Source organism: Kitasatospora sp. NPDC001547 (assembly GCF_042894165.1).
GTDB lineage: Bacteria > Actinomycetota > Actinomycetes > Streptomycetales > Streptomycetaceae > Kitasatospora.
Map to the genome: position 1 here is coordinate 353,350 of NZ_JBIAVL010000005.1, position 22,542 is coordinate 375,891.

At 74.9% G+C, this 22,542-nt stretch carries 20 protein-coding genes; 11 read left to right on the forward strand and 9 right to left on the reverse strand.

The features are described from left to right. Positions 1-258 precede the first annotated feature (258 nt). Positions 259-1,836: a protein kinase gene (locus ACFY0X_RS12465; protein ID WP_387752685.1), complete on the forward strand. Its 1,578-nt coding sequence runs from the start codon at positions 259-261 to the stop codon at positions 1,834-1,836. Positions 1,837-1,898: 62 nt separating this feature from the next. Continuing rightward, positions 1,899-2,273 carry a VOC family protein gene (locus ACFY0X_RS12470; protein WP_387752688.1) on the forward strand — a complete coding sequence of 125 codons (375 nt, stop codon included), beginning with the start codon at positions 1,899-1,901 and terminating at the stop codon, positions 2,271-2,273. A 220-nt stretch (positions 2,274-2,493) separates the two neighbouring features. On the opposite strand, the gene ACFY0X_RS12475 is transcribed toward ACFY0X_RS12470, so the two are convergent. The 5 genes from ACFY0X_RS12475 to ACFY0X_RS12495 form a co-directional block, all read right to left on the reverse strand. Further along, positions 2,494-3,204 carry a class I SAM-dependent methyltransferase gene (locus tag ACFY0X_RS12475; protein WP_387752690.1) on the reverse strand — a complete coding sequence of 237 codons (711 nt, stop codon included), beginning with the start codon at positions 3,202-3,204 and terminating at the stop codon, positions 2,494-2,496. A gap of 275 nt (positions 3,205-3,479) precedes the next feature. Continuing rightward, positions 3,480-4,001 carry an ion channel gene (locus tag ACFY0X_RS12480; RefSeq protein WP_387752692.1) on the reverse strand — a complete coding sequence of 174 codons (522 nt, stop codon included), beginning with the start codon at positions 3,999-4,001 and terminating at the stop codon, positions 3,480-3,482. Positions 4,002-4,389: 388 nt separating this feature from the next. Then, positions 4,390-4,680: a Sec-independent protein translocase subunit TatA gene (gene tatA / locus ACFY0X_RS12485; RefSeq protein ID WP_359825912.1), complete on the reverse strand. Its 291-nt coding sequence runs from the start codon at positions 4,678-4,680 to the stop codon at positions 4,390-4,392. Between the two features lie 243 nt (positions 4,681-4,923). After that, positions 4,924-5,559, reverse strand: coding sequence for a class I SAM-dependent methyltransferase (locus ACFY0X_RS12490; protein ID WP_387752695.1), 636 nt, complete (start codon positions 5,557-5,559; stop codon positions 4,924-4,926). Positions 5,560-5,785: 226 nt separating this feature from the next. Then, positions 5,786-7,342: an MFS transporter gene (locus ACFY0X_RS12495; RefSeq protein ID WP_387752698.1), complete on the reverse strand. Its 1,557-nt coding sequence runs from the start codon at positions 7,340-7,342 to the stop codon at positions 5,786-5,788. Positions 7,343-7,464: 122 nt separating this feature from the next. Between ACFY0X_RS12495 and ACFY0X_RS12500 the strand changes: the two genes are divergently transcribed. After that, positions 7,465-8,070: a TetR/AcrR family transcriptional regulator gene (locus tag ACFY0X_RS12500; RefSeq protein ID WP_387752700.1), complete on the forward strand. Its 606-nt coding sequence runs from the start codon at positions 7,465-7,467 to the stop codon at positions 8,068-8,070. Here the strand turns inward: ACFY0X_RS12500 and ACFY0X_RS12505 are convergent. Beyond that, complete coding sequence (locus ACFY0X_RS12505) at positions 8,060-8,377, reverse strand: cupin (protein ID WP_387752703.1); 318 nt, start codon at positions 8,375-8,377, stop codon at positions 8,060-8,062. The genes ACFY0X_RS12500 and ACFY0X_RS12505 overlap by 11 nt on opposite strands. A gap of 213 nt (positions 8,378-8,590) precedes the next feature. Between ACFY0X_RS12505 and ACFY0X_RS12510 the strand changes: the two genes are divergently transcribed. Further along, positions 8,591-8,857, forward strand: a complete 267-nt coding sequence (locus ACFY0X_RS12510; RefSeq protein WP_387752706.1) for a hypothetical protein — start codon at positions 8,591-8,593, stop codon at positions 8,855-8,857. Between the two features lie 107 nt (positions 8,858-8,964). Here the strand turns inward: ACFY0X_RS12510 and ACFY0X_RS12515 are convergent, their stop codons facing one another. Further along, entirely contained in the window at positions 8,965-10,122 is a 1,158-nt protein-coding gene (locus tag ACFY0X_RS12515; protein WP_387752709.1) for an acyl-CoA dehydrogenase family protein, read from the reverse strand. A gap of 277 nt (positions 10,123-10,399) precedes the next feature. On the opposite strand from ACFY0X_RS12515, the gene ACFY0X_RS12520 reads away from it, so the two are divergent. Next, positions 10,400-11,563 (forward strand): TetR/AcrR family transcriptional regulator, encoded by a 1,164-nt coding sequence (locus ACFY0X_RS12520; protein WP_387752711.1) that lies wholly within the window; start codon positions 10,400-10,402, stop codon positions 11,561-11,563. Here the strand turns inward: ACFY0X_RS12520 and ACFY0X_RS12525 are convergent. After that, the gene (locus tag ACFY0X_RS12525; RefSeq protein WP_387752714.1) at positions 11,560-11,883 is read right to left on the reverse strand and encodes a hypothetical protein; all 324 of its coding nucleotides are present in this window, start codon (positions 11,881-11,883) and stop codon (positions 11,560-11,562) included. The two genes, ACFY0X_RS12520 and ACFY0X_RS12525, sit on opposite strands and share 4 nt — an antisense overlap. A gap of 267 nt (positions 11,884-12,150) precedes the next feature. Here ACFY0X_RS12525 and ACFY0X_RS12530 point away from each other — a divergent pair, with 267 nt between their 5' ends. The 6 genes from ACFY0X_RS12530 (at position 12,151) to ACFY0X_RS12555 (ending at position 22,128) form a co-directional block, all read left to right on the forward strand. Beyond that, positions 12,151-14,085 carry an ATP-binding protein gene (locus ACFY0X_RS12530; protein ID WP_387752717.1) on the forward strand — a complete coding sequence of 645 codons (1,935 nt, stop codon included), beginning with the start codon at positions 12,151-12,153 and terminating at the stop codon, positions 14,083-14,085. A 61-nt stretch (positions 14,086-14,146) separates the two neighbouring features. Continuing rightward, positions 14,147-16,504 carry a hypothetical protein gene (locus ACFY0X_RS12535; protein ID WP_387752720.1) on the forward strand — a complete coding sequence of 786 codons (2,358 nt, stop codon included), beginning with the start codon at positions 14,147-14,149 and terminating at the stop codon, positions 16,502-16,504. A 196-nt stretch (positions 16,505-16,700) separates the two neighbouring features. Then, the gene (locus tag ACFY0X_RS12540) at positions 16,701-17,354 is read left to right on the forward strand and encodes a DedA family protein (RefSeq protein WP_387752723.1); all 654 of its coding nucleotides are present in this window, start codon (positions 16,701-16,703) and stop codon (positions 17,352-17,354) included. Positions 17,355-17,560: 206 nt separating this feature from the next. After that, a complete protein-coding gene (locus ACFY0X_RS12545) occupies positions 17,561-19,357 on the forward strand; it encodes a threonine/serine exporter ThrE family protein (RefSeq protein ID WP_387752725.1) in 1,797 nt (598 codons plus the stop codon). A gap of 88 nt (positions 19,358-19,445) precedes the next feature. Then, positions 19,446-20,528, forward strand: coding sequence for a hypothetical protein (locus ACFY0X_RS12550; RefSeq protein ID WP_387752728.1), 1,083 nt, complete (start codon positions 19,446-19,448; stop codon positions 20,526-20,528). A 292-nt stretch (positions 20,529-20,820) separates the two neighbouring features. Beyond that, the gene (locus ACFY0X_RS12555; protein WP_387752730.1) at positions 20,821-22,128 is read left to right on the forward strand and encodes a C40 family peptidase; all 1,308 of its coding nucleotides are present in this window, start codon (positions 20,821-20,823) and stop codon (positions 22,126-22,128) included. Between the two features lie 51 nt (positions 22,129-22,179). On the opposite strand, the gene ACFY0X_RS12560 is transcribed toward ACFY0X_RS12555, so the two are convergent. Further along, positions 22,180-22,503: a hypothetical protein gene (locus tag ACFY0X_RS12560; RefSeq protein ID WP_387752733.1), complete on the reverse strand. Its 324-nt coding sequence runs from the start codon at positions 22,501-22,503 to the stop codon at positions 22,180-22,182. Between the last annotated feature and the right edge of the window lie 39 nt (positions 22,504-22,542).

Here is a 22,542-nt window from a genome sequence, read left to right on the forward strand (position 1 = left end):
GCCCCCCCCCCGCCGCGCGGGGCCCCCCCCCCCCCCCCCCCCCCGGCGCCCGCCCCCCCCCCCCCGCGGGCCCCCCCCCCCCCCCGGCCGCGGGCCCCCCCCACCCCCGTGCCGGCGGCCGGGGGACCGCTGCCCGGTCCCCCGACCGCCACCCTCCGCGCCCTCCGCCCCGGTCGGCCCGTTCGGCAGTGCGGCTATCGTGCACAGGTGCACGAGGCGGCCCGGAACCCCGGGCAGGGCACGTGAGGGGAGCTCCAGGTGATCGGACGGGCGCTGAACGGGCGTTACGAACTCGTCGGCATGCTGGGCGTCGGCGGCATGGCCACCGTCTGGCGCGGGGTGGACCGGGTGCTGGGACGCCAGGTGGCCGTCAAGGTCCTGAACGGCGGCCTCGCCGACGACCCCCGCTTCGCCGAGCGCTTCAGCCGGGAGGCCCAGCACGCGGCCATGCTGGTGCACCCGAGGATCGTCATGGTCTTCGACTCGGGCGTGGACCAGGGCACCCCGTTCATCGTCATGGAGCTGGTCAGCGGCCGTTCGCTGGCCGCACTGCTGGCGGAGCAGCGGACGCTGCCGGTGGAGCGCGCCGTCGGCATCGCGGCGGCGGTCTGCGAGGCGCTGTCGGTCGCGCACGCGGCCGGGCTGGTGCACCGGGACATCAAGCCCGGGAACATCATGATCACCGACGACGGCGGGGTGAAGGTCGTCGACTTCGGCATCGCCCGGGCCGGCTCCTCCAGCAACCTGACCCAGACCGCGAGCGTGCTCGGTACGGCCGCCTACCTCTCGCCCGAACAGGCCACCGCCTCGGCGCTGGACGGGCGGACGGACCTGTACGCGGTCGGCTGCGTGCTGACCGAGATGCTCACCGGCGCGACCCCGTTCACCGCCGATACCCCGGTGGCGATCGCCTTCAAGCACGTCAGCGAACAGCCGTTGCCGCCGTCCGTCCACCGCCCGGGCCTGCCGCCCGCGCTGGACGCGGCGGTGCTGCGGCTGCTGGCCAAGAACCCGGCCGACCGCCCGGCCGACGCGGCCGCCGCCCGGGCCGAACTCCTCGGCACCGTACCGGGCTTGATGGTCGGTGACCCGACGGCGGAGCTGCTCGCGAGCACGGCCGGGGCGGCTACCCGGCTGCTGCCGCCAGTGCCCCACGCGCCGGTGCCGAACCAGCAGCACACCACCGTCCTGCCGCCCCAGCCGCCGGCCGCCGCCACCTCGGTGATGGCGCCGGTCCCCGTCGCGGCGCCGGCTCCCGGTCCCGCGTCGGCATCCGCGCTGGCTCCCGCCCGGAGCCGCCGAAAGCCGCTGGTGCTCGGGGCGTTGGGCGTGGTGGGCCTGGCCGGCGTCGCCGCGCTGGCCCTCACCGCCTTCGACGAACCGGCCGGCCAGGCGGCCACCGCCAAGCCGGCCGCGGCCACCGCCCCGGCCTCCACGGCCGCCGCCGCTCCGACGCCGACCGCCACCGCGTCCTCCGCGGTGACCTCCGCCGCGCCCACCACCCCCTCGGCGGCCCCGGCGTCGACCCAGCCCGTCCCGCGCAACCAGCCCGCCGCGCTCCAGATCCAGTCCTTCCGCCAGGCGGTGGCCCAGGCGCACGTCGGCAAGGAGCGGGACAAGCAGACGGACCTGCTGAAGATCCTCGACACCGCCGCGGCACGCGTCAACGAGGGCAACCCGGACGACGCCGCCCAGGAGCTCAGGAGCGCCCAGAAGGTGGTCAGGGACCTGGGCAAGAAGCACGCCGTCGACGTCGCGACGTACGCCAGCTGGAACGCCAGGCTGTCGGCCCTGTTCGCCACCCTGCACACTGCCGCCGACCTCCAGGACGACTGACGGAGGGCCTGTTCCGGGGCGTTCCGGGTCCGTGCGCGCCCCTCGAAGGCCACAATGGCGCCATGCTGACGATCGGTTCCCTCGTCCTCGGTGTCTCCGACATGCGCCGCGCCGTCGCCTTCTGGACGGCCGCCCTCGACTGCGTCCCGCGCGGCGGCCTGGTCGAGGACGACTGGACGGTCCTCGTTCCCGCCGCGGGCCGCGGCGGCGTGCAACTCGCCCTGGGGCTCAGCGAGTCGCCCGTCCAGGAGCACCCGCGCGTACACCTCGACCTCTACGCGGGGGACGCCGCCGACCAGGCCGCCGAGGTCGAGCGCCTGCTCGCCCTCGGTGCGGAGCGGGTCGACTGGGACCGCTACCCCGAGGACCCGGACTTCGTGGTCCTCGCCGACACCGAGGGCAACCGCTTCTGCGTCATCGACACCAGCCGCTCCTGAACGCACAGTGCTGTCCACAGCCTGTGGACAGCACTGTGGGGTGGCCCGGCGTCCGGACGCGGGACGCGGGCGCCGGCCGGGTCGGCCCCTCGGGGGTCGGAGCGGTGCGGGCGCACGCCAAACGGCCCCTCGCGAGACGAGGGGCCGTTGGAGCGCGACGGAGCGCGATGCGGCGCGAGGCGGAACGCGGCAGGGCGGCGTCCCCGCGCGGCGGCGCCTGCTACTTGGCGGCCGTGAGGGGCTTGCGGGCCCGGGTCAGCAGGGAGACGCCGGGCAGCTTCTTGACCGGCAGGTAGCGCTCGGCGGCGATCACCGTGCTCAGCGCCTTGTTGACGAGGGGCGGAACGTCGTCCAGGTCGCTGCCGGTGCTCTTCTTCCGGCGCCAGGCGGCGGCCGGGCGCAGCAGCACGTTCCAGCTGTCCAGGGTCTCCATGGTGAAGCCGCTGTCGACGACCACCTCGCGCAGGGTGCTGCGGGTGTAGCGGCGGACGTGGCCGACCGCGACGTCGTGCGCCGACCAGAGCTTCATGTCGCTCGGCACCGCGATGAGGGCGACCCCGCCCGGGCGCAGCACCCGGTGGATCTCGGCCATCGCCGCGTCGTCCTCCTCGATGTGCTCCAGCACGTCGAAGGCGACCACCAGGTCGACCGCGCCGTCGGCGACGGGGAGCTTGCGGGCGTCGGCCCGCATCACGGCGAGTCCGCGGTCGCGGGCCACCTCGGCGCCCTCCGCCCCGTACTCGACCGCGATCGGCTTCCAACCGTGCGCCCGCAGGACCCGGGTGTTGCCCCCGCCCGCGGCGCCGATGTCCAGGGCGGTGCCCGCCTTGCTGAACTTGGCGAGCTCCCGCGCCAGCAGTATCCGCCGCTCCTTGTACCACCAGTGCCGGTCCTCGAGCTCGGCGAGCTTGCGCACCTCGTGGCCTTCCACGGATCCTCCCGGACTTCTTGGTCTCCCTGGCCGCCCGCGGAACGCATCGTCCGATCGACCGAGCACATGAGAATTTCGTGAGGCCACTCTACGGGTACCGCGTCGCCGCGGATCAGAACGGCCCGGGCGGCCGTACCGCGGTGCGGGCCGGGTGCCGGCGGCCGGCCCGGAGCCCTCGGCCGTGCGCCGGGCCGTCCGCCAACTCGCTGTCGAGCAAAACCCTTTGATGGCGGGCTGGCGAAGAATGTGGCCGAGCTGCTCCGGTCGGGTGGCGCTCAGTCCTGCCCGCGGATCCTCCGCTCGACGTTCCCGCGGATCGCCCGGGACGCCGTCCCGGCGGCCGCCGCCAGGAACACGAAGTTGTACCCGATCTGGAGCGTCACCACGAGCCGCGCCGTCTGCCCCTCCGGGGTGATGTCCCCGTACCCCACCGTCGCCATCGTCACGACCGTGAAGTACAGCGCGTCCAGCCGGGTCTCCAGCCCGGCGAACTCCGCCCTGTGCGCGCCCAGTACGTAGTACGTGCCCGCGAAGACGGTCAGCGCCAGGATGATCAGGAAGACCAGCCAGACCACCGGCCGCCTGGCGGTGCCCCGCAGCACTCCGACGATCTTGGCCAGCATCAGCCAGCTCATCCCGACCAGCGCCCCCGCGAAGACCAGCCAGCTCACCAGCGGCCGGCGCTCGCCCAGCCATTCCAGCGGCAGCGTGAAGTACCCGGCCATCAGCAGCGCGGACGCGCCGATCAGCCAGAACCAGGCCCTCAGGTCGGCCGGCGGCAGCGGTTTCCCGGACATCCCGCCCAGCCTGCCCGCCGCTGCCGCCGCCCGCCCGTCGAACTGCTCCGCTCAGGCCGGCCCGCGCTGGACGTCCGGTACCGCCGGCCGTATCCGGTTCGGGGCCCGCTCCTGGTCGTCAGGCCGGACACGTGGGTCTTCACCGAATGTCACCCCAGGTGTCTCCGCCCGGCGATCTCCGTGTTGGACGACCCGTCGGCGAGGTGCCCCAGCACCTCTCCCTCCCGCTCGGTGGAGGGCACTCGGCCCGGCCCGCCCAGCAGCTCCGGCGGGCAAAGCGGCTGACGGAGCGATGGACGGTGCGGTCGACGGGAGCGGTCACGGAGGGCGCCGGAACGCGGGAGAGCCCCTGGTGGTTCACCAGGGGCTCTCCGGAGAAGACGGGGACTCAGGCGGTCGTCTCGGGCCGCTTGGTCTCGGTGGCCTTGGTCACGTTGGTCGGCGTGACGGCGGCCGGGCGGTCGGCGCTCTGCTGCGGAGCGGCGGTGCTCTGCGCGGTGCCCGCCGCGGCGTCCGCCGGAGTGTCGTCCTCGCGCATGGCCTTCGTCTCGGCCTTCAGGATGCGCATGGACTTGCCCAGACCACGGGCCATCTCGGGCAGCTTCTTCGATCCGAACAGCAGGATGACGACCGCCAGCACCACGAGAATGTGCCAGGGCTCAAGACCGTTACGCAGCATCCCTGGCCACCGGTCCCTTCTTGTCTCTAGGGTCATGGCGGGCGTTGGCGCCCGTGCTGGCCAGTATGCCTGGCCCTTACGGCGAACGGATACACCAGCCGGGAAACGCTGGCCAAAAACCAGGTGCCGTTCGGGCGGATCGCGAGCAACGCGACGTCCGAACGGCCGAATCCGGGTGCCGAAGCTCACACCCGCCGACCGTGGCCCGTGCGCTCGGTGGACGAACGGCGCGGGCCCGGGCGCTCAGCGGGGCCGGCGCGCCAGCAGGTAGCCGCGGCGGGTGGCGGCCTCCTCGGGCAGGCTCTCCCGTTCCAGCCGGGCCTCGACGGTGAACCCGGCCCCGGTGAGGTGGGCGGCGACGGTGTCGGCCTCCAGGAAGTGGAAGTCCACGTCGACCGGGTGGCCCCACCACTCCTCCATCCGCCGCACCTCGGAACCCAGGTGGAAGGAGACCAGCAGCACCCCGCCGGGCCGCAGCACCCGGCGCATCTCGGCGAAGGCGGGGGTCAGCTCCGCCGGCTCCAGGTGGATCACCGAATAGAGCGCCACGGCGGCGGCGAACTCCCCGTCGGCGGCGGGCAGCGCCAGCAGGTCCCCGGCGCGGAAGACGGCCCCGGGCTGCTCGCGCCGGGCCAGCTCGACCATCCGGGGCGAGAGGTCGATCCCGACGACCCGCGCGCCCTGCTCGGCCAGCCACCCGGCCACGTGCCCGGGGCCGCACCCCAGGTCCGCCACCGGCCCGCCGGCCGCCTCCTCGACGACCACCCGGAGCAGCGCCCGGTCGACCGGCTTGTGCGCCAGCTCGCCCCCGATCCGCCCCAGGTACTCCTCGGCCACCGTGTCGTAACTCCCGCGTACCCGCCCGTGGTCAGCACCCATGCCGCCACCCTGGCACGCCGGACCGCCCCGGTGCCCGCCGTTCCGGGCCCGCACACCGCATGTGCGCCAGGCCCACCCACTCCCGCCGCGCGGCCGGCCACTCCACGGCCCGCCGCGCTGCCGCCCGGCCGGGGACGGCGGAGAGCCCCGGCCCGGGACGGCGGAGAGCCCCCGCCCGGGGTGGACGGGGGCTCTCGATGACTCGCGTGGATCGGGCCGGGACGGGTCAGGCCGCGACGGCCTCCGGGGCGGGAGCGGGTGCGGGGGCGGCGGCCGGGAGGTGACGCATCAGGCGGTAGGCCAGGACCGCGGCGCCCAGGGTGGCGACCAGCCCGACCACGGCCGCGACGTGCAGGCCGTCGGTGAAGGCGGTGCGGGCGGTCTCCAGCAGGTCGGTGCCGAGCCGACCGGGCAGCTGGGCGGCGACGGTGACCGCGCCGCCGAGGGTGTCCTGGGCGGCCGTGGCGGCCTCGCCGTCGAGCCCGGCCGGCAGGGCGCCGTCCAGCCGGTGGCGGTAGACCGCGGCGCCGGCCGCGCCGAGCAGGGCGATGCCGAGCGAGCTGCCGAGCTCGACGGCCGTCTCGGAGGTGGCGGAGGCGGCGCCGGCCTGCTCGACCGGGGCGGCGGAGACGACCATCTCGGCGGTCATCGTCATGGTGCCGACCGTCCCGGCGGCCAGCACGCCGGCCGCGGTGAGGACGAGCGGCAGCGGGGAGTGCGCGCCGACCCGGGTCATCATCGCGAAGCCCACCGAGCCGACCAGGAAGCCGCCGCCCATCAGCACCGCCGGGCGGACCTTCCCGGCCAGCGCCGAGCTGATCCCGACCGCCGCGCCGATGCCCACGCTCGGCACCAGCGACCAGAGCGAGGCGGTCAGCGGGCTCATGCCCTTGACCAGCTGGAGGTACTGCGAGGTGAAGAGGGTGAAGCCCATCATCGCGAACATCGCGACGGTGTTGACGCTGATCGCGCCGCTGAAGGTGCGGATCCGGAACAGGCCCAGGTCGATCAGCGGGTTCGCGGCGGTGCGCTGGCGCCGCACGAAGGCGCCGGCCAGCAGCAGTCCGGTGGCGACGGCGACTACGGGCAGCGGGCTCCAGCCCTCGACGGAGACCGTCTTGACGCCGTAGACCAGCGGCAGGACCGCGGCCAGCGAGAGCGCGGCGCCGAGCAGGTCGAAGCGGCCGGCGCGGGCGGCGGAGCGGTACTCGGGGAGCAGGACGGGCGCGGTCAGCAGCACCAGGGCCATCACCGGGACGGCGAGCAGGAAGGCCGAGCCCCACCAGTAGTGCTCCAGCAGCAGGCCGCCGGCGACCGGGCCGAGGGTGGCCCCGGCGGTGAGGATGCCGCCCCAGGCGCCGAGCGCGATCTGCCGCTGCTTGGGGTCGTGGAACATGGTGCGGATCAGCGCGAGGGTCGAGGGCATCACGGTGGCCCCGGCGGCGCCGAGGGCGGCCCGGGCCGCGATCAGCTGCCCGGCGTCGTGCGACCAGGCGGCCAGCAGCGAGGCGCCCGCGAACCCGGCGGCGCCGATCATCAGCAGTCGGCGGCGGCCGATCCGGTCGCCCAGCGCGCCCATCGTGATGAGCAGTCCGGCCAGGACGAACGAGTACATGTCCATGATCCACAGCTGTTGGGTGCCGCTCGGCGCCAGCGTGGTGGAGATGTAGGGGACGGCGAAGAAGAGCACGCCCATGTCCATGGTGAGGACGAGGGTCGGGAGCAGGAGGACGGCCAGGCCGATCCATTCGCGACGGCCTGCGCGGCCGGTGGTTGCGGTCATGGGCAAGACCGTACGGATGAGTCAGACGCTTGTCTAGTACATATGTGTAAATCGCTCGTGCAAGACGAACGCATCAGACGGTCGTGCGAGACATTCGTCCAGTACTTCCGTAGGATCGGGGCATGGGAAACCGCGAAGACCTGATGGCCGGTGCCAAGACCTGCCTGTACGAGAAGGGCTACGGGCGCACCACCGCCCGTGACATCGCGACCGCCTCCGGGGTGAGCCTGGCCGCGATCGGCTACCACTTCGGCTCGAAGGAGGCGCTGCTCAACGCGGCGATGATCGAGGCGATCGGGGAGATGGGGGACGCCCTGGGCGCGGTGGTGATCGCCGCCAACCAGGTGTCGGACGACCCGGAGGTGCGCTTCGCGGCCGTCTGGGACGGCCTGCGGGACGTCTTCGTCACGCACCGCGGGCTCTGGGCGGCCCAGTTCGAGGCGCTCGCCCAGGCCGGGCACGCCCCCGACCTGGCGCAGGCCTTCGCGGCGGCCCAGAAGGAGGGCCGGCTCGGGCTGGCCGCGCTGTTCCAGGGGCTGCCGGAGGTGCCGGACACCGCGGAGGAGGTCGCCCGCGGGTCCTTCTACCAGACCCTGCTGGCCGGGTACTGCGCCCAGTGGCTGGCCGCACCCGAACTCGCGCCCAGCGGGCAGGAGTTCCTGCGCGGACTGCGGCTGGTCTGCGACAGCGTCCTCAACCCCGTGGAGGCCGCGCCCGCTACGCGGTGACCGCGGTCAGCAGCACCACCGAGTCGACGTGCGCCAGCAGCCCGTGCCGCTCCTGCGGAACGGGCTCCAGGCGGCCGGCCGCCAGCTCCAGCCGCCGACCGGCGATGGTCAGCGAGACCCGGCCGCGCAGCACCTGGACGCTGCCCGCGGTGGGCGGGTTGTGCTCGTCCAGCGCGGTGCCCGCGGTCAGCGCGATCACGGTCTGCCGCAGGATCCCGTCGTGCAGGACCAGATGGGCGCTGCGCCCGTGCGGGCTCTCGGCCGCCAGGGCGGCGTGCTCCACGGCGAGCTGTTCGAGATCGGGCATCGCGCCTCCTCCTCGCTCCGCGGGCGCTCCGTGTGCCCAGGGTCGCGGACGCCCGGGCGGCCCGCACCCGGAGGCGCCGGTGCCGTCCGGCGCGTGCGGGCCCCGGGGCGATGGCGCCGGCGTGGGCGGGCCGGAGCCGTGCGACGTGGGCCGGGCCGTCCCATCCGAGCAGCCCGAGGTGCAGGCCCCGCCGACTGCCCGCATCGTGGAGGCATGGCGACCAACCAGAGAATCTTCAGCGGGTTCCAGGTCAACCGCTCGCTGCTGGCCGGCGGCGCGGTGCTCACCGCGATCGGCACGGCGCTCAGTGCGGCCGGGGCGACGATGGTCTGCGTGGCGCTGGTCACCGCGGGCCGCGGCTGGCTGCGCGGCCTGGAGACCCCGCCGACCGCCCTCGCCCAACGGGCCCTGCACGAGGCACGGGTGGCGTCCACGGCCGGCTGGGAGGCCTGGCGCACCGAGCACGGCTCGCCCAACTAGGCGGGCCCGACAGGGCCGGGCCCGACACGGCCGGGTCCGACACGGGCGGCCCCGGCAGGGCGGGCCCAAGGGCTCGCCCCGCCGTCTCCCCGGCGACCCGAACGGGCCTACAGCCCGAGCGACTTGGCGATGATGCTGCGCATGACCTCGCTGGTGCCGCCGTAGATCCGGAACACCCGGTTGTCGGTGTAGAGCCGGGCGATCGGGTACTCCAGGATGTAGCCGTAACCACCGTGCAGCTGCAGGCACTTGTCGATCACGGTGGAGGCCGACTCGGTGCAGAACAGCTTCGCCGCGGCGGCGTCCGCGACGGTCAGCTCGCCGTCCTGGTACAGCTCCAGCGCCCGGTCCACCATCGACTGCTGCGCCACCACCTGGGCCTCGCAGTCGGCCAGGGTGAACTTGGTGTTCTGGAACTCGGCCACCGCCTTGCCGAACACCTTGCGGTCCTTGACGTACTGCACCGCGAACCGCACCGCCGCCGCGGCCGCCGCGTACGCGCCGACGGCGATCGCCAGCCGCTCCTGCACCAGGTTGTGGGTCAGGTAGGAGAAGGCCCGGCCCTCCTCGCCGAGCAGGTTCTCCACCGGCACCCGGACGTCGCTGAACGCCAGCTCGGCGGTGTCCGAGGTGCGCAGGCCGATCTTCTGGAGCTTGCGGCCGACGGTGTAGCCCTCGGAGGTGGTGTCCACGCAGAGGATGGACAGCCCGGCCCGGCGGTTGTCCGGGTCGTAGGGGGCGGTGCGGCAGACCACCAGGACCAGGTCGGCCAGCACGCCGCCGGTGATGAAGGTCTTGGCGCCGTTCAGGACGTAGTGGGTGCCGTCCTCGGAGAGCCGCGCGGTGGTGGTGATGCCCGCGAGGTCGGAGCCGGCGCCCGGCTCGGTCATCGCGATCGCGGTCATGATGTCGCCGGAGACGAAGCCGGGCAGCCAGCGACGCTTCTGCTCCTCGTTCGCGTACTCCAGCAGGTACGGCAGCACCAGGCCGGTGTGCACGCCGGAGGACCCGAAGCTCACGCCCGCCCGGGCGGTCTCCTCGGCGATCACCGCCTGGTACTTGAATCCGCTCTCGCCCGCGCCGCCGTACTCCTCCGGCACCTCGATGCCGTAGACGCCGAGCGCGCCGAGCTGCCGGTAGAAGTCGCGCGGCGGGTGGCCGTCGGCCTCCCAGCTCTCGTAGACCGGGACGACCTCGTTGGCGATGAAGTCCCGGATGGTCTCCCGGAAGGCCTCGTGGTCCTCGTTGAACACGGTGCGGCGCACGGCGGCGCTCCCTTCGACGGCACCGGCCGGGGCTGCCGGCCGGGGCGGAACATGCCTGGTGATGGCCCCACAAGTTAATCCGGGGTAGCTTCGGCTGTCCAGAGTCGGCCAGGGGCAAGAACGCCGTGCGGAGTACGGCCGGTGGGGGTGCGAAGTGAATCCTTGCTAGCCTTCCGTCGACGCCGGCCCAGGCCGGTCCCGGCGTCGCTCCGGTGCCGCCCCGGTACCGGCGCCCGGTACCGGCCAGGCACCCGGCCGAAGGGGAGGGAGGCTCGTCATGGTGGTCCGACGGCCGCCCGGGCGGCGCGCCCAGATCCTGGCCGTGGCCGCCGACCGCTTCCACCGGAGCGGCTACCACCAGGTCTCGATGACCGAGGTCGCCGCCGGCGTCGGCATCACCGCGCCCGCGCTCTACCGGCACTTCCGGGGCAAGCCCGAACTGCTCGACCGCGCCGTCCGGTTGGGCCTGGACGCGCTCGCCGAAGGCCTGCGTCCGGCCCGCACCACCGCCGACCTCGGTGCCGCGCTGGCCGCCGTCGCGGTCGGCCACCGCCCGCTCGGCACCCTGGTGCAGCGCGACGCCCGGCTGCTGCCGCCGGCCCGGCGGGCGGCGCTGCGCCGCGAACTGCGCGCCGACGTCGCCCTGATGGTCGCGGTGCTGCGCGCGGAACGGCCGGAACTCGCGGACGGGGACGCCGAATTGCTGTGCTGGTCGGCACTGTCGGCCTGCGCCGGTCTCTCCTACCAGTCGGCGGCGCCGCAGCCCCGACGGGCCGAGGCGCTGCTGCGCGAGCTGGTCGCGGCCGTCCTCGCGGTCTCCCTGGACGGTACGGCCGCGGGGCCAGTCGTCGTACCGGCGCCGGGGGCCAGGCCGCGGGCGCGCCGGGAGGAACTGCTCGCGGCGGCCGTGCGGCTGTTCCACCAGCGCGGTTTCGACAACGTCAGCACCGACCAGCTCGGCGCCGCCGTCGGCATCTCCGGGCCCAGCGTGTACCGGCACTTCGACAGCAAGGCCGAGCTGCTCGCCGCCTCGCTGGTGCGCAGCCGGGAGCGGCTCTGGCACGAGGTGGACGGCGCGATCGCGGCCGCCGCCGGGCCCGGGGCGGCGCTCGGGGCCGGGCTGGGCGCGTACGTCGGCTTCGCGCTGCGCAACGGGGACTACCTGGGCGCGATGCTCAGCGAGACGGAGCGGCTGGCCCCGCCCGACCGCCGGGCCGCGGTGGACTTCCGGCGGGACTTCCTGCGCACCTGGGTCGGGCTGCTGCGGCAGGTGCACCCGGACTGCGACCCGGCGGCCGCCCGGATCCGGGTGCACGCGCTGTTCGCGCTGGTCAACGACGGGGTGCGGAACCGCCCGCACAGCGCCCGGCCGGACCTGGGGGACTGCCTGCTGCGGCTCGGCCGGGCGGTGCTGGGGATCCCCGGGGACGGGCCCGGCTAGCGGACCGGGCGGGGGGCCTGGGCGCCGGCGTCGCCGTTGCCGTTGTCCTGGAGGACGCCGACGTTCCCGCTGTTGCCCGTCACCGCGACGCCGTTGTGCTGGTTGCTAGCGCCCGAACCGGTGGCCGTCTGCTGGGTGCCGACCACGTTGCCGTGGACGTCGCCGATGATGTTGCCGGAGCCGGCGTTGTTCACCGCGCTGCCGTTGGAGCGGTCGATCGCACCGGCGCCGTCGTCGGCGTGCGCGGTGGCGGCACCGAGACCGGCGAGGAGGAACGCCCCGAGGGCGGTGACGGCGGCGGCTGTGCGAATACGGGACACGCTGGTCTCCTGAACTGGACGTGCGAATGGTGGCGTCGTCCGGAGTGGCCGCTCCGGGGCGCCAAGGCCTGACGTCGCGGCTTCAGCATTCACCAGTGGGGTGGACGAACTCCACCGGACGGATGGCAATTCCCCCGATGGTGGAGGGCTGGTCAATGAGGAGCTGACCGCATTCCGTCATTCCCCGTCGTTCCCCGTCATTCGCCGGGGCGAGGTCCGGAAGAAAGAAATGGTCGCCGGATAGTCGCACTGGCACACTGGGGCCCCATGTCTGACGGTGCCCCGCCCGAGCCCACCCCCGCCGAGGAACTGCGCACGACCGAGGTCGATCTCGGCGGCCTGGTGAACGTCCTCGCCACCCACCTCTACTCCACCCCGCTGGTCGCCCTGCGCGAACTCGTCCAGAACGCGCACGACTCGCACACCCGCCGGCTCCTGGAGGACCCGGACGGCGACCACGACCCGCTGATCCGGGTGCGCGCCGACGCCGCCCGGCGGACCGTCGCCATCGAGGACACCGGCGCCGGCCTCACCGAGCCCGAGATCCACTCCTACCTGGCCACCGTCGGCACCGGCTACACCCGGATGCTGCGCGAGCTGACCGGCAACCAGGAGCTGATCGGCGCCTTCGGCCTGGGCTTCCTCTCCGCCTTCTCGGTCGCCGACGAGGTCACCGTCACCACCACCTCGCACCGCGAACCGCGGCTCGGCCACCGCTACCGCAGCCGCGGCGGCGAGCAGTACCGGGTCGAGCCGGTGCCCGCCCGGCCCCGCCCGGGCACGGTGGTCGAGCTGGCGCTCAAGGCCGAGCACGGCCACCTCGCCGACGAGGACGTCCTGCGCGACGTGCTCGGCCGCTACTGCGTGCTGCTGCCGATCCCGGTCTACGTCGGCGAGGACGACCAGCCGGTCAACTCCGTCGAGGTGCCCTGGCGGCAGGCCGTGGAGGGGGACCAGTACGCCGCCCGGATGCGCTTCGCCACCGCCTTCGGCCGCCGCTTCGAGCCGCTCACCGCCTTCCCGGTGCTGCCCGTCGAGGCGAAGGCCGAGGGGGAGGGGGCCGTCGGGGGCGGCACCGACGCGGTCGGCCTGCTCTGGGTCCAGGACGGCGGCACCTACGGCAGCAGCGACAACCGCGACCTCGCCGTCTACCTGCGCGGCATGCTGCTCGCCGAGGACGCCCGCGACCTGCTGCCCCGCTGGGCCGGGTTCATCGGCGGCGTGGTCGAGTCCAACCGGCTCACCCCCACCGCCAGCCGCGAGGACCTCCAGCGCGACGAGCACTACCACGCGCTCCGGCAGGCCCTCACCGACGCCATCGTGGACGGCCTGTACGAGACCGCCCGGATGCGGCCCGCCGCCTGGCGCCGCATTCTCACCCGGCACGGCAACGACCTGCTCGGAGCCGCGCTCTGCGACGAGCGGCTGTTCACCCTGCTCGCCGACGACGTCCCGGTGCCCACCTCGCAGGGCGACCTCACGGCCGGCGCGCTGCGCGCGGCGGGCGGCGGCGCGGTGCACGTCGCGCTCGGCAGCGGCGGCGGTTTCGAGGAGATGCTGTACCGGGCGATGCGGGTGCCGATCGCCCGCGGCGACCGCTACGCCGTCCTGCCGTTCCTGCGCCGCTACGCCCAGCTGCGCGGCTGCCGGGTGGTCGAGCTGGGCAGCGAGCAGGGCAACCGCGAGCTGTTCCGCGACCCGGAGCGCCCGCTGCCGGCGCACGAGTCGGCCTGGCTGGCCGGCGCCCTCGCCGACCCGGGCGAGCAGCTCGTCCCGGCCCGCTTCGACCCGCCCGGCCTGCCGCTGGTGCTGGTGCCGGACCGCGAGGCCGAGCTGAAGGCCCGGATCGAGGATGACCAGGCGGACGCCCGGATACCGTCCGCCGCCCTGCGGCTGGCCCGCGCCTTCACCGCCCGCACCGACGGCGGGGTCCGGGCCCGGCTGTACCTCAACCTGGCCAGTCCGGCGGTGCAGGACCTGCTGGCCGCCTACCGTGCCGGGCACACCGGCAGCGCGACCGCGGCCGGGCTGCTCCGCTCGATCAAGGTGATCATGGCCGCGGCCTCGTCCGGCCCGGCCGAGGGCGACCTCACCGCCGCGCTGGCCGGCATCGGCACCGCGGTCTCCGCCCTGACCGCCGCCGTCCCGGCCGGCCTGCCGGAGGTCCCGGACAGCCCCGGCGCCCTCTCGGAGGAGCCGTGACCGGCGGATTGTCAGTGGGGTGCGGTAGACAACTCATCAGCACGACGCAGGGGGAACGGACATGACCGCCGACATCTGGGCCTGGGTGCGCGACACCCACCGGCAGCTGGCCGAGGCCGGCCACCACCGGCTGGCCGACGCCATCGTCGAGCTGCCCGAGCACGCCACCGCGGGGCGCAACGAGCAGCTGGACGCGCTCTACCCGGAGGCGGTGGCCGCCGCCCGGGCCCTCGGGCTGCCCTGGGTCGAGGTCTACCTGCGGCACTGGCGGATGCAGAACCTGCTGAACAAGCGCCAGCAGGGCGAGGCGGTGCTTCCCGAGGCGGTCGACCTGCTGGACTTCGCGCACCGGGAGGAGACGGCGGGCTGCCCGCAGTCCGTCTGCGTGGTGCAGGACTTCGCCATCTGCCACGCCCGGGTCGACGGGCCGGGGTACGTGGCCGAGCGCCTCGCCGTGGTCGGCGAGACGCTGGACCGGATCGAGCCCGCCCGGGCCTGCTACGACTGCCTCTCCCGCGAGTACTCCGACGCGCTGGAGGACGACGGCCGGGCGGCCGAGGCGCTGGACTACCTGGACTCCGCGGCCAACCGGATGCGGGCGGCCGGCCAGCAGGTCTCGCTCCGCTTCCACCACGCCCGGGCCGGCACCCTGCACCTGCTGGGCCGGCACGAGGAGGTGCTGGAGCTGCTCGCGACGGCCGAGCGGGCCGAGCAGGCGCAGGGCCGCCGGCTGGACGAGCGCGACCAGCGCTGGGGCGCCCTGCTGAGGGCCCGCGCCCTCGCCTCGCTCGGCCGCACCGAGGAGGCGCTCGCCCTGCTGCCCGAGCGGGCCGAGGCCGACCGGCACGCGGACCTGCGCGGAGCCTGGACGCAGACGGTCGAGCTGCTGGTCGCGGCCGGCGTCCAGGAGAACGACGCCGAGCTGGGCGCCGTCCTGGCCGGCTGGGTCGGGTACCTGGACGGCGTCGGCGCACACCGCCCGTGCGTCGACCTGCTGCTGGCGGCGGGTCGGCTCGCGCTCGCCCGCGGCGCCCGCACGGTGGCGCTGACCCTCGCCGCGACCGGGGAGCGCAAGCTCACCCGGCTGCGGCGCACCGACGGCGTGTCGGAGCAGGTCGCGGCCCTGCGCGCGGCCGCCGAGGCACTGCCGGAGCCCGAGCTGCCCGTCCCGCCGGGCAGGCTGGCGGCGCACTTGGCCGAGCTCCGGGTGCCCTACGAGACCGGCGCCGACCTGCTCTCCGTCGCCCTGGACCGGTACCAGGGCGTGCAGGCCGGCGCCACCGAACTGGCGGTGCTCCTGGCGACGGTGCTGGGCGGCCTCGGCCACGCCCGGGCCGCGGCCGACGTGCTGTGGCGGTACCTGGAGGACGACCCGGAGGACCGCGAGCTGACCGGCGCGCTCGGCGAGATGCTGATCGACGCCCGGGACGCCGAGGGCATCCGCCGCCTCGCCGACCGGGTGGCCGTCTCCGCCCCGGCCGACGGGCACTGGATACGCGCCCGCTGGGCCGCCGCCGAGGGCCGCTGGGCCGAGGCGCTGGAGCAGTGCCGGGCGATCCTGGCGCTGGACGACGAGGTGCTCAACACCCGCCGCCTCGCCGCCCACGCCGCCACCGAGCTGGGCGACCACGCCACCGCGCAGAGGATGTACCAGGAGCTGCTGGAGCGCGCGGCACCGGCCGGCGCCGCCGAGGAGGAGGACGGCCACCGGACGGTCCAGGAGCCGGACCTGTGGCACCTGATCACCGCGGCCACCGCCAACCGGGACTGGGCCGTGGTCCGCTCCACCGGCGCGCTGCTCGACATCGAGTTCGACGAACCGGAGGGCCCGGTCGACGAGGAGTGGCAGCTGATCACCGTCCGCGCCACCCGCACCAACGGCGCGACGTCCGACCTGCCCGCCCTGCGGACCGGTCCGGCCACCGCGCGCATCCTGCCGGTGCTCGGCGACGACCTGACGCTCAACCACGGCGACGTCGTGGTCTTCGCCCCGGCCCTGCTGGAGCGCCCGCCGGCCGAGGACGCCCCGGAGGAGGAGCGGCACCGCTGGCGCCCGGTCTTCGAACTGCTCACCCTGCTCGACCCGGCCGGGTACACCACCTACTGGATCGACGGCGGCTGGCCCGGCGACGAGGCGTGGTCGGCACTGCGCGAGGAGCTGCACGACGCCGGGTACGCGGTCTGGGTGTACAGCGGGGACGAGTACCGGATCACCGACCCGGCGGACGGCGGCGACACCCTGCCCGGCGTCTACGCCGCCCTCGGCGTCCCGCCGACCGCCTCGGCCGCCGAGGCCGACGCCCTGCTGCGGCGGCTGACCGACGGCTGGGCGCACCCGCTCGCCTGGCCGGAGCTGGCCAAGGCGGCCGGCGCGGACCTCGCCCGGCACGAGGAGACCGTCGAGCGCTACGGGCTCTGACCGACCGACGACCGCACGGCCCCGGCGGGCTCCCGGCCCCGCCGGGGCCGTGCGCGCGTACGCGGCCCGGGACCCGCCGGCCTCCCGCCCCTGGCCGCCCGCACGTCCGGCCGGGAACCATCCAGCCCCGAGCCGAGTCTTTGTCAATGCTTTACTGTCTCATTGCCAAGACTCGACCTCCCGGAGTGCCCGCACCGTGACCAGCCTCGCCCTCGGCCCGTCCTGGCTCGATCCGACCACCCTGATCTCCACCTTCGGCCCGATCGGCATCCTGGCCATCGTCTTCGCCGAGTCCGGTCTGCTGATCGGCTTCTTCCTGCCGGGTGACTCGCTGCTGTTCACCACCGGCCTGCTGGTGGCCGGCGGCACCTACCTGCACCAGCCGCTCTGGCTGATCTGCGTGCTGATCGTGGCCGCCGCGGTGGCCGGGGACCAGGTCGGCTACCTCTTCGGCCGCAAGGTCGGCCCCAGCCTCTTCCGCCGTCCCGACTCCCGGGTCTTCAAGCAGGAGAACGTCGAGAAGGCCGCCGCCTTCTTCGACCGGCACGGCCCCAAGGCGATCGTGCTGGCCCGCTTCGTGCCGATCGTCCGCACCTTCACCCCGATCGTCGCCGGGGTGAGCAGGATGAACTACCGCACCTTCGTGCTGTTCAACGTGATCGGCGGCGTGCTCTGGGGCGGCGGCGTCACCGTGCTCGGCTACTTCCTGGGGCAGATCCCGTTCGTCCGGGACAACATCGAGGCCATCCTGGTCGGCATCGTGCTGGTCTCGGTGATCCCGGTGGCGATCGAGCTGCTGCGGGCCCGCCGTTCCGGCGCGGCCGGCACCGCCCGCCACCGCGCCGGGTAGGCGTCCGCCGCTCCGGCCACGTGACGCCGCGTACATGTGCGTCCGGCTGTTCGATCAGGCAAGGTGTAACCCGAGATCGAGCGGTGGCCGGCGGCCACCAGGGGCGGCAAGGAGCGGAAGTGCCTAAGCGGGGCCGACCGGGTGCGGGCAAGCGGGCGAGGGGAGGCCGGGCGGTCCGACAGGCGCGGCAGGCACCCCCGAAGCCGGTGCACCCTGCCGACGCCCCGCCCACCGAGGGCCTGCTCGGCCACCCCGCCCCGCCGGTCGAACCCACCGTCGTCGTCCCGCTCGCCCCGCCCGTCCCGGAGACCAAGGGCCTGCTGGCCCCCGAGCCGCAGCGGACTCCCGAGCCGGTGCCCGCGTCGTCGGCCCGGCTCGACACCGGCCGGGCCGACACCGGACGCGTCGACACCGGGCGGGCCGACGCTGGACGGCTCGACACCGGGCGGGCCGAGGCCGAGCGCCCGGTGCGCCGCCGTTCGGTCGCCGAGGACACCCTCACCCCCGAGGAGTGGCGGGCGGCCGGCTACACCCCGCCCACCGGCATCCCCGTCCCGGACCTGACCGCCGGCGCCCCCGGCGAGGTCCCCTGGCCGGACCGGATGCGCACCCTGCTGCGCACCCCGATGTCCGAGCGGCCCGCCTTCGAGCGCACCGCCCGGGAGATGCACCCCTCCGCGTCCGTCACCCGCAACGTCCCGCGCATCCTCGACCTGACGCTGCGCATCGGCGAGCTGCTGCTGGCCAGCGGCGAGGCGGCCGAGGACGTCGAGGCGGCGATGCTCGGCATCGCCCACGCCTACCGGCTGGACCGCTGCGAGCCCCAGGTCACCTTCACCCTGATCGGCATCTCGTACCAGCCGTCGCTGGTCGAGCCGCCGGTCACCGCCGACCGCGTGGTGCGCCGTCGCACCTCCGACTACACCCGGCTCGACGCGGTGTACGAGCTGGTCGCGGACATCACCGCGGAGAAGGTGACGGTCAACGACGCCTACCGCCGGCTCGCGGCGATCCGCCGCAACCGGCACCCGTACCCGGCCTGGTTCCTCGCCCTGACCACCGGCCTGCTGGCCGGCGCGGCCACCTTCCTGGTCGGCGGGCGGATGGACGACAAGGCCTGGCTGGTGTTCGCGAGCGCCTTCGTCGCGGCCGTCCTCGGCGACCGGCTGGCCTCGGCACTGGCCCGGCGCCGGCTGCCGGAGTTCTACCAGTTCGTGGCGGCGGCGATGCCGGCCGCCGCGTCCGGCATCGTCCTGTCGCTCAACGACTGGGGCCTGCGCGGGTCGGTCGTGATCACCGGCGGGCTGTTCGCCCTGCTGCCGGGGCGCGCCCTGGTCGCCGCCGTGCAGGACGGTCTGACCGGCTTCTACATCACCGCCGCGGCCCGTCTGCTGGAGGTGGTCTACCTGGTCGCGGGCATCGTGATCGGGGTGATGGTGATCCTCTACCTGGGGGTCGGCTTCGAGGCGAACCTGCGCCCGGACGAGAGCCTCGCGGGCGTCAGCTACCCGCCGGTCCAGATGGTCGCCGCGATGCTGCTGACCCTGGCCTTCGCGACGCTGCTGCAGACCGACCGCCGCACGCTGGCCCTGGTCACCGTCAACAGCGGCATCGGCTGGGCCAGCTACGGCGCGCTGGTGTACAACGCGGGGGTCAATCCGATCGCGGCCACCGGCGTGGCGGCCGGACTGGTCGGCCTGTTCGGCCAGCTGATGGCGCGCTACCGCAACGGCTCGGCGCTGCCGTACGTGACCGCGGCGATCGGCCCGCTGATGCCCGGTTCGGCGCTCTACCTCGGGATGCTCGCCTTCGCCCAGGGGCACTCCAGTGCCGGCCTGGTGTCGGTCTTCCGGGCGGCGGCGATCGCGATGGCGCTGGCCGTCGGGGTGAACCTGGGCGGGGAGATAGCCCGGCTGTTCCTGAAGCTGCCGGTCGGCGCCGAGCGCCCGTCGCTCTACCCGGTGATGCCGCGCCGGGCGGCCAAGCGCACCCGGGGCTTCTGACCGGACGCCGGCCCGCCGCCGGGGGCGATCCGGGCCCGGGCCACGTCACGGCAGCCAGCACGCAGCACCAGGAACGAAGGTAAGACCCATGACGACACTGCTGGACGGCTACCGCGACCACATCGTCGCCGCCCACAAGCAACCGCTGTTCCTGCTGCTGGTCGGATTCATCACCTCCTTCGTCTTCATCCGCTTCAGCGTCCGGATGATCCGCGCCCAGGTGCGCTGGTGGCCGGGCAACGTGACCCCGGGCGGCCTGCACATCCACCACATGGTGTTCGGCCTGGGCTTCCTGCTGCTCGGCGGCATCGGGGTGTTCGCCACCTACGGCGGGCACCCGTGGATCGACTGGTTCGGGCTGGCCTTCGGCATCGGCTGCGGCCTGGTGCTGGACGAGTTCGCGCTGATCCTGCACCTGGACGACGTGTACTGGAGCGAACAGGGCCGCAAGTCGGTGGACGCGGTGATCTTCGGCATCCTGTTCACCTCCCTGCTGCTGGTCGGGTACGTGCCGCTCGGCGTGGTGCCGGGCGAGGAGACCAGGTGGGGCCTGATCACGGTCATCTCGGTGAACGCGCTGGCCTCGGTGATCACCCTGCTCAAGGGCAAGGTGTGGACCGGCCTGCTCGGGATCATGGTCCCCGGCCTGTCCTGGATCGGTGCGATCCGGCTGGGCCGCCCGAGCAGCCCGTGGGCCCGCTGGCGGTACGCCGCGCGCCCCCGCCGCCGGGCGCGTGCGCTGCGGCGCGAGCGCCTGCTGCACCGGCGCGCGGACCGGGCCCGCACCTGGCTCTTCGACCTGATCGCCGGGGCGCCCGACAAGGTCCCGGCCAACCACCCGGCCGCGCACCGGGTGGCCGAGCGGATGGCCGCCCGGGCCACCGCCCACCTCGACGCGCACGCCGCCCGGGCGCTGGCCCGCCGTCAGGCCCGGCTGGCCGACCGCCGCTCGGCCGCCGCCGCGGGGGCGGTCGGAAGGGCCGGGGGTGCGGCGGACCCGGCGTCCGGAGTGGTCGAGGCCGCTCCGGTCCGCTCCCGGCTGGCGCAGCAGCGCCGCCGTACCGTCCGGGCCGGGCGCAGCCGGGCCGTCGCCGTCACTCCGACCGGGCTGGAGAGCCGGCCCGCGCGGCACCCCCGGCTGCGGACGCACACCCGCCGGACAGGGCGGTAGCCCGCCGCTCCGCCTGCTCCTGCACTTGCTCCTGCACTTGCGCCTGCTCCCGCGCCCGACCTGGGGTGCGGGCCACGGTCGAGGATGGGTCGGATCATCCGATGGTCACCCGACCGGCGGAGCGCTTTCCAGGCATGGAGCCAGCCGGAATTGAGAACATGATCCTCATGTGACCGTTCTGTCACGTGATGGGATGATTCATCGGACCCCGCCGATCCCCGGGCCGCCGCCCGCCCGGACGCCGCGCACCGTCCGACGCCGTCCCCTCCGGACCCGTCAGAAGGGATGTCGCGTGGCGCGCAGGCTCCTGCCGACCGTCCTGTTCTCCCTCACCGTCATGCTCGGGCTGCTCCCCGCCGCCCAGGCCGTGCCGACGCCCGGCGAACCGGTGGCCGTCGACCCGGCGACCGGCCGGGCCGTCGATCCGGCGACCGGCCGGGCCGGGGGAGAGGAGCCGTACCCGACCACCGAGGAGATCGACCGGGCCCGGGCCGACGCCGAGCGCAAGGCCTCCTCGGCCGACACCCTGGAGGACGCGCTCACCGCCGCCCGGACCGAGCTGGACCGGGCCGCGCGCACCACCGAACAGGCTGTCGAGGCCTACAACGGCGCCCAGCTCGCCCTCACCCGGGCCCGCGCCGAGGAGGACGCCGCCGCGCAGCGCGCCGCCGCCGCCGAGGCCGAGCGGGCGGCCGCCGCCGAGGACGCGGCCCGGCTCGCGGCCGAGACGTACCGGCAGGGCGCGGGCGCCGAGCTGTCCGCCCTCGACGCGCTGCTCGGCGCCCACGGCCCGCGCGAGGCGGGCGACCGGGCCGCCGCGGTCGGCCAGGTCGGCGAGCGCACCCGGCAGATCCTGGACGCGGCCACCTCCACGGCCGCCGCCGCCCGCAGTGCCTCCGCCGCCGCCCGGGCCGCCACCGAGGCCGCCGGGAGGGCCGCCGCCGAGGTCGGCGCGGCCCGGGGCCGCGCCGAACAGCGGCTCGCCGCCCAGCAGGTGGAGGTGGCCGCCGCCGCCCGTCGCCGCGAGCAACTGCTCGTCGAACTGGCCGCCGCCCGCAACACCACCGTCGAGCTGGAGCGCCGACGCCGCGAGGCGCTGGAGGCGATCGCCGCCCGCGAGGCCGAGGCCGCCGCCCGGGCCGCCGCCGCGGCGGCGGCAGCCGAGGCGGAGAGAGCCGAGGCGGAGAGAGCCGCGAAGGCCCAGGCCGCGCCGCCCCCCGTCCGCCCGTGGTCGGCCGAGGGCGCGGCCGCCGCCGTCGCCTTCGCCAGGTCCAGGATCGGCCTGCCCTACGTCTGGGGCGGCGAGGGCCCGGGCGGCTACGACTGCTCCGGGCTGACCATGATGGCCTGGCGCGAGGGGGGCCGGCAGCTCAACCACTTCGCCGCCGACCAGTACGCCCGGAGCACCCCGATCGGCTACCGCCAACTGCGGCCGGGCGACCTCGTCTTCTGGAGCACCACCGGCCGCGCCGCCGACATCCACCACGTCGGGCTCTACGTCGGCGACGACCAGATGATCGAGGCCCCGCGGGCCGGCATGCCGGTCAAGCAGGCCAGCCTCTGGATCATGGGCACCCCGGACTTCTACGCCAGGCCGTAGCCGGCACCCGCCGCCCGCCCGCTCTCGCCGGGGCCCGGCGGGCGGCACCGGCTACCGGCCGGACAGCGCGGCCGCCTCCCGGCGGCTGTCGCGCAGCCGCACCACGGTCCAGGCCCAGAGCGCGGCGAACGGGAGCGACACCAGGAGGACGGCGAGAGCGCTGCCGATCCGGCCGATCATCTCGGAGTCGCAGGCCTCCGCCATGTGGAAGCCGGTCGGCTCGTAGGAGGCCGGGGAGCCGCAGAGCCCGTCGCCCGGGAGGAAGACCAGCCAGAGCGCCCAGAGCCAGCCCGCGACCGTCAGCCCGCCGACGAGCTTCGCCGCCAGCGCCCGGCCCTCGTACTTCTCCAGCTCGCGGACGTACCGGTCCTCCATGGTTCCCCCGAAGCAGATCGTCTGTGCCTGAACCGGCAC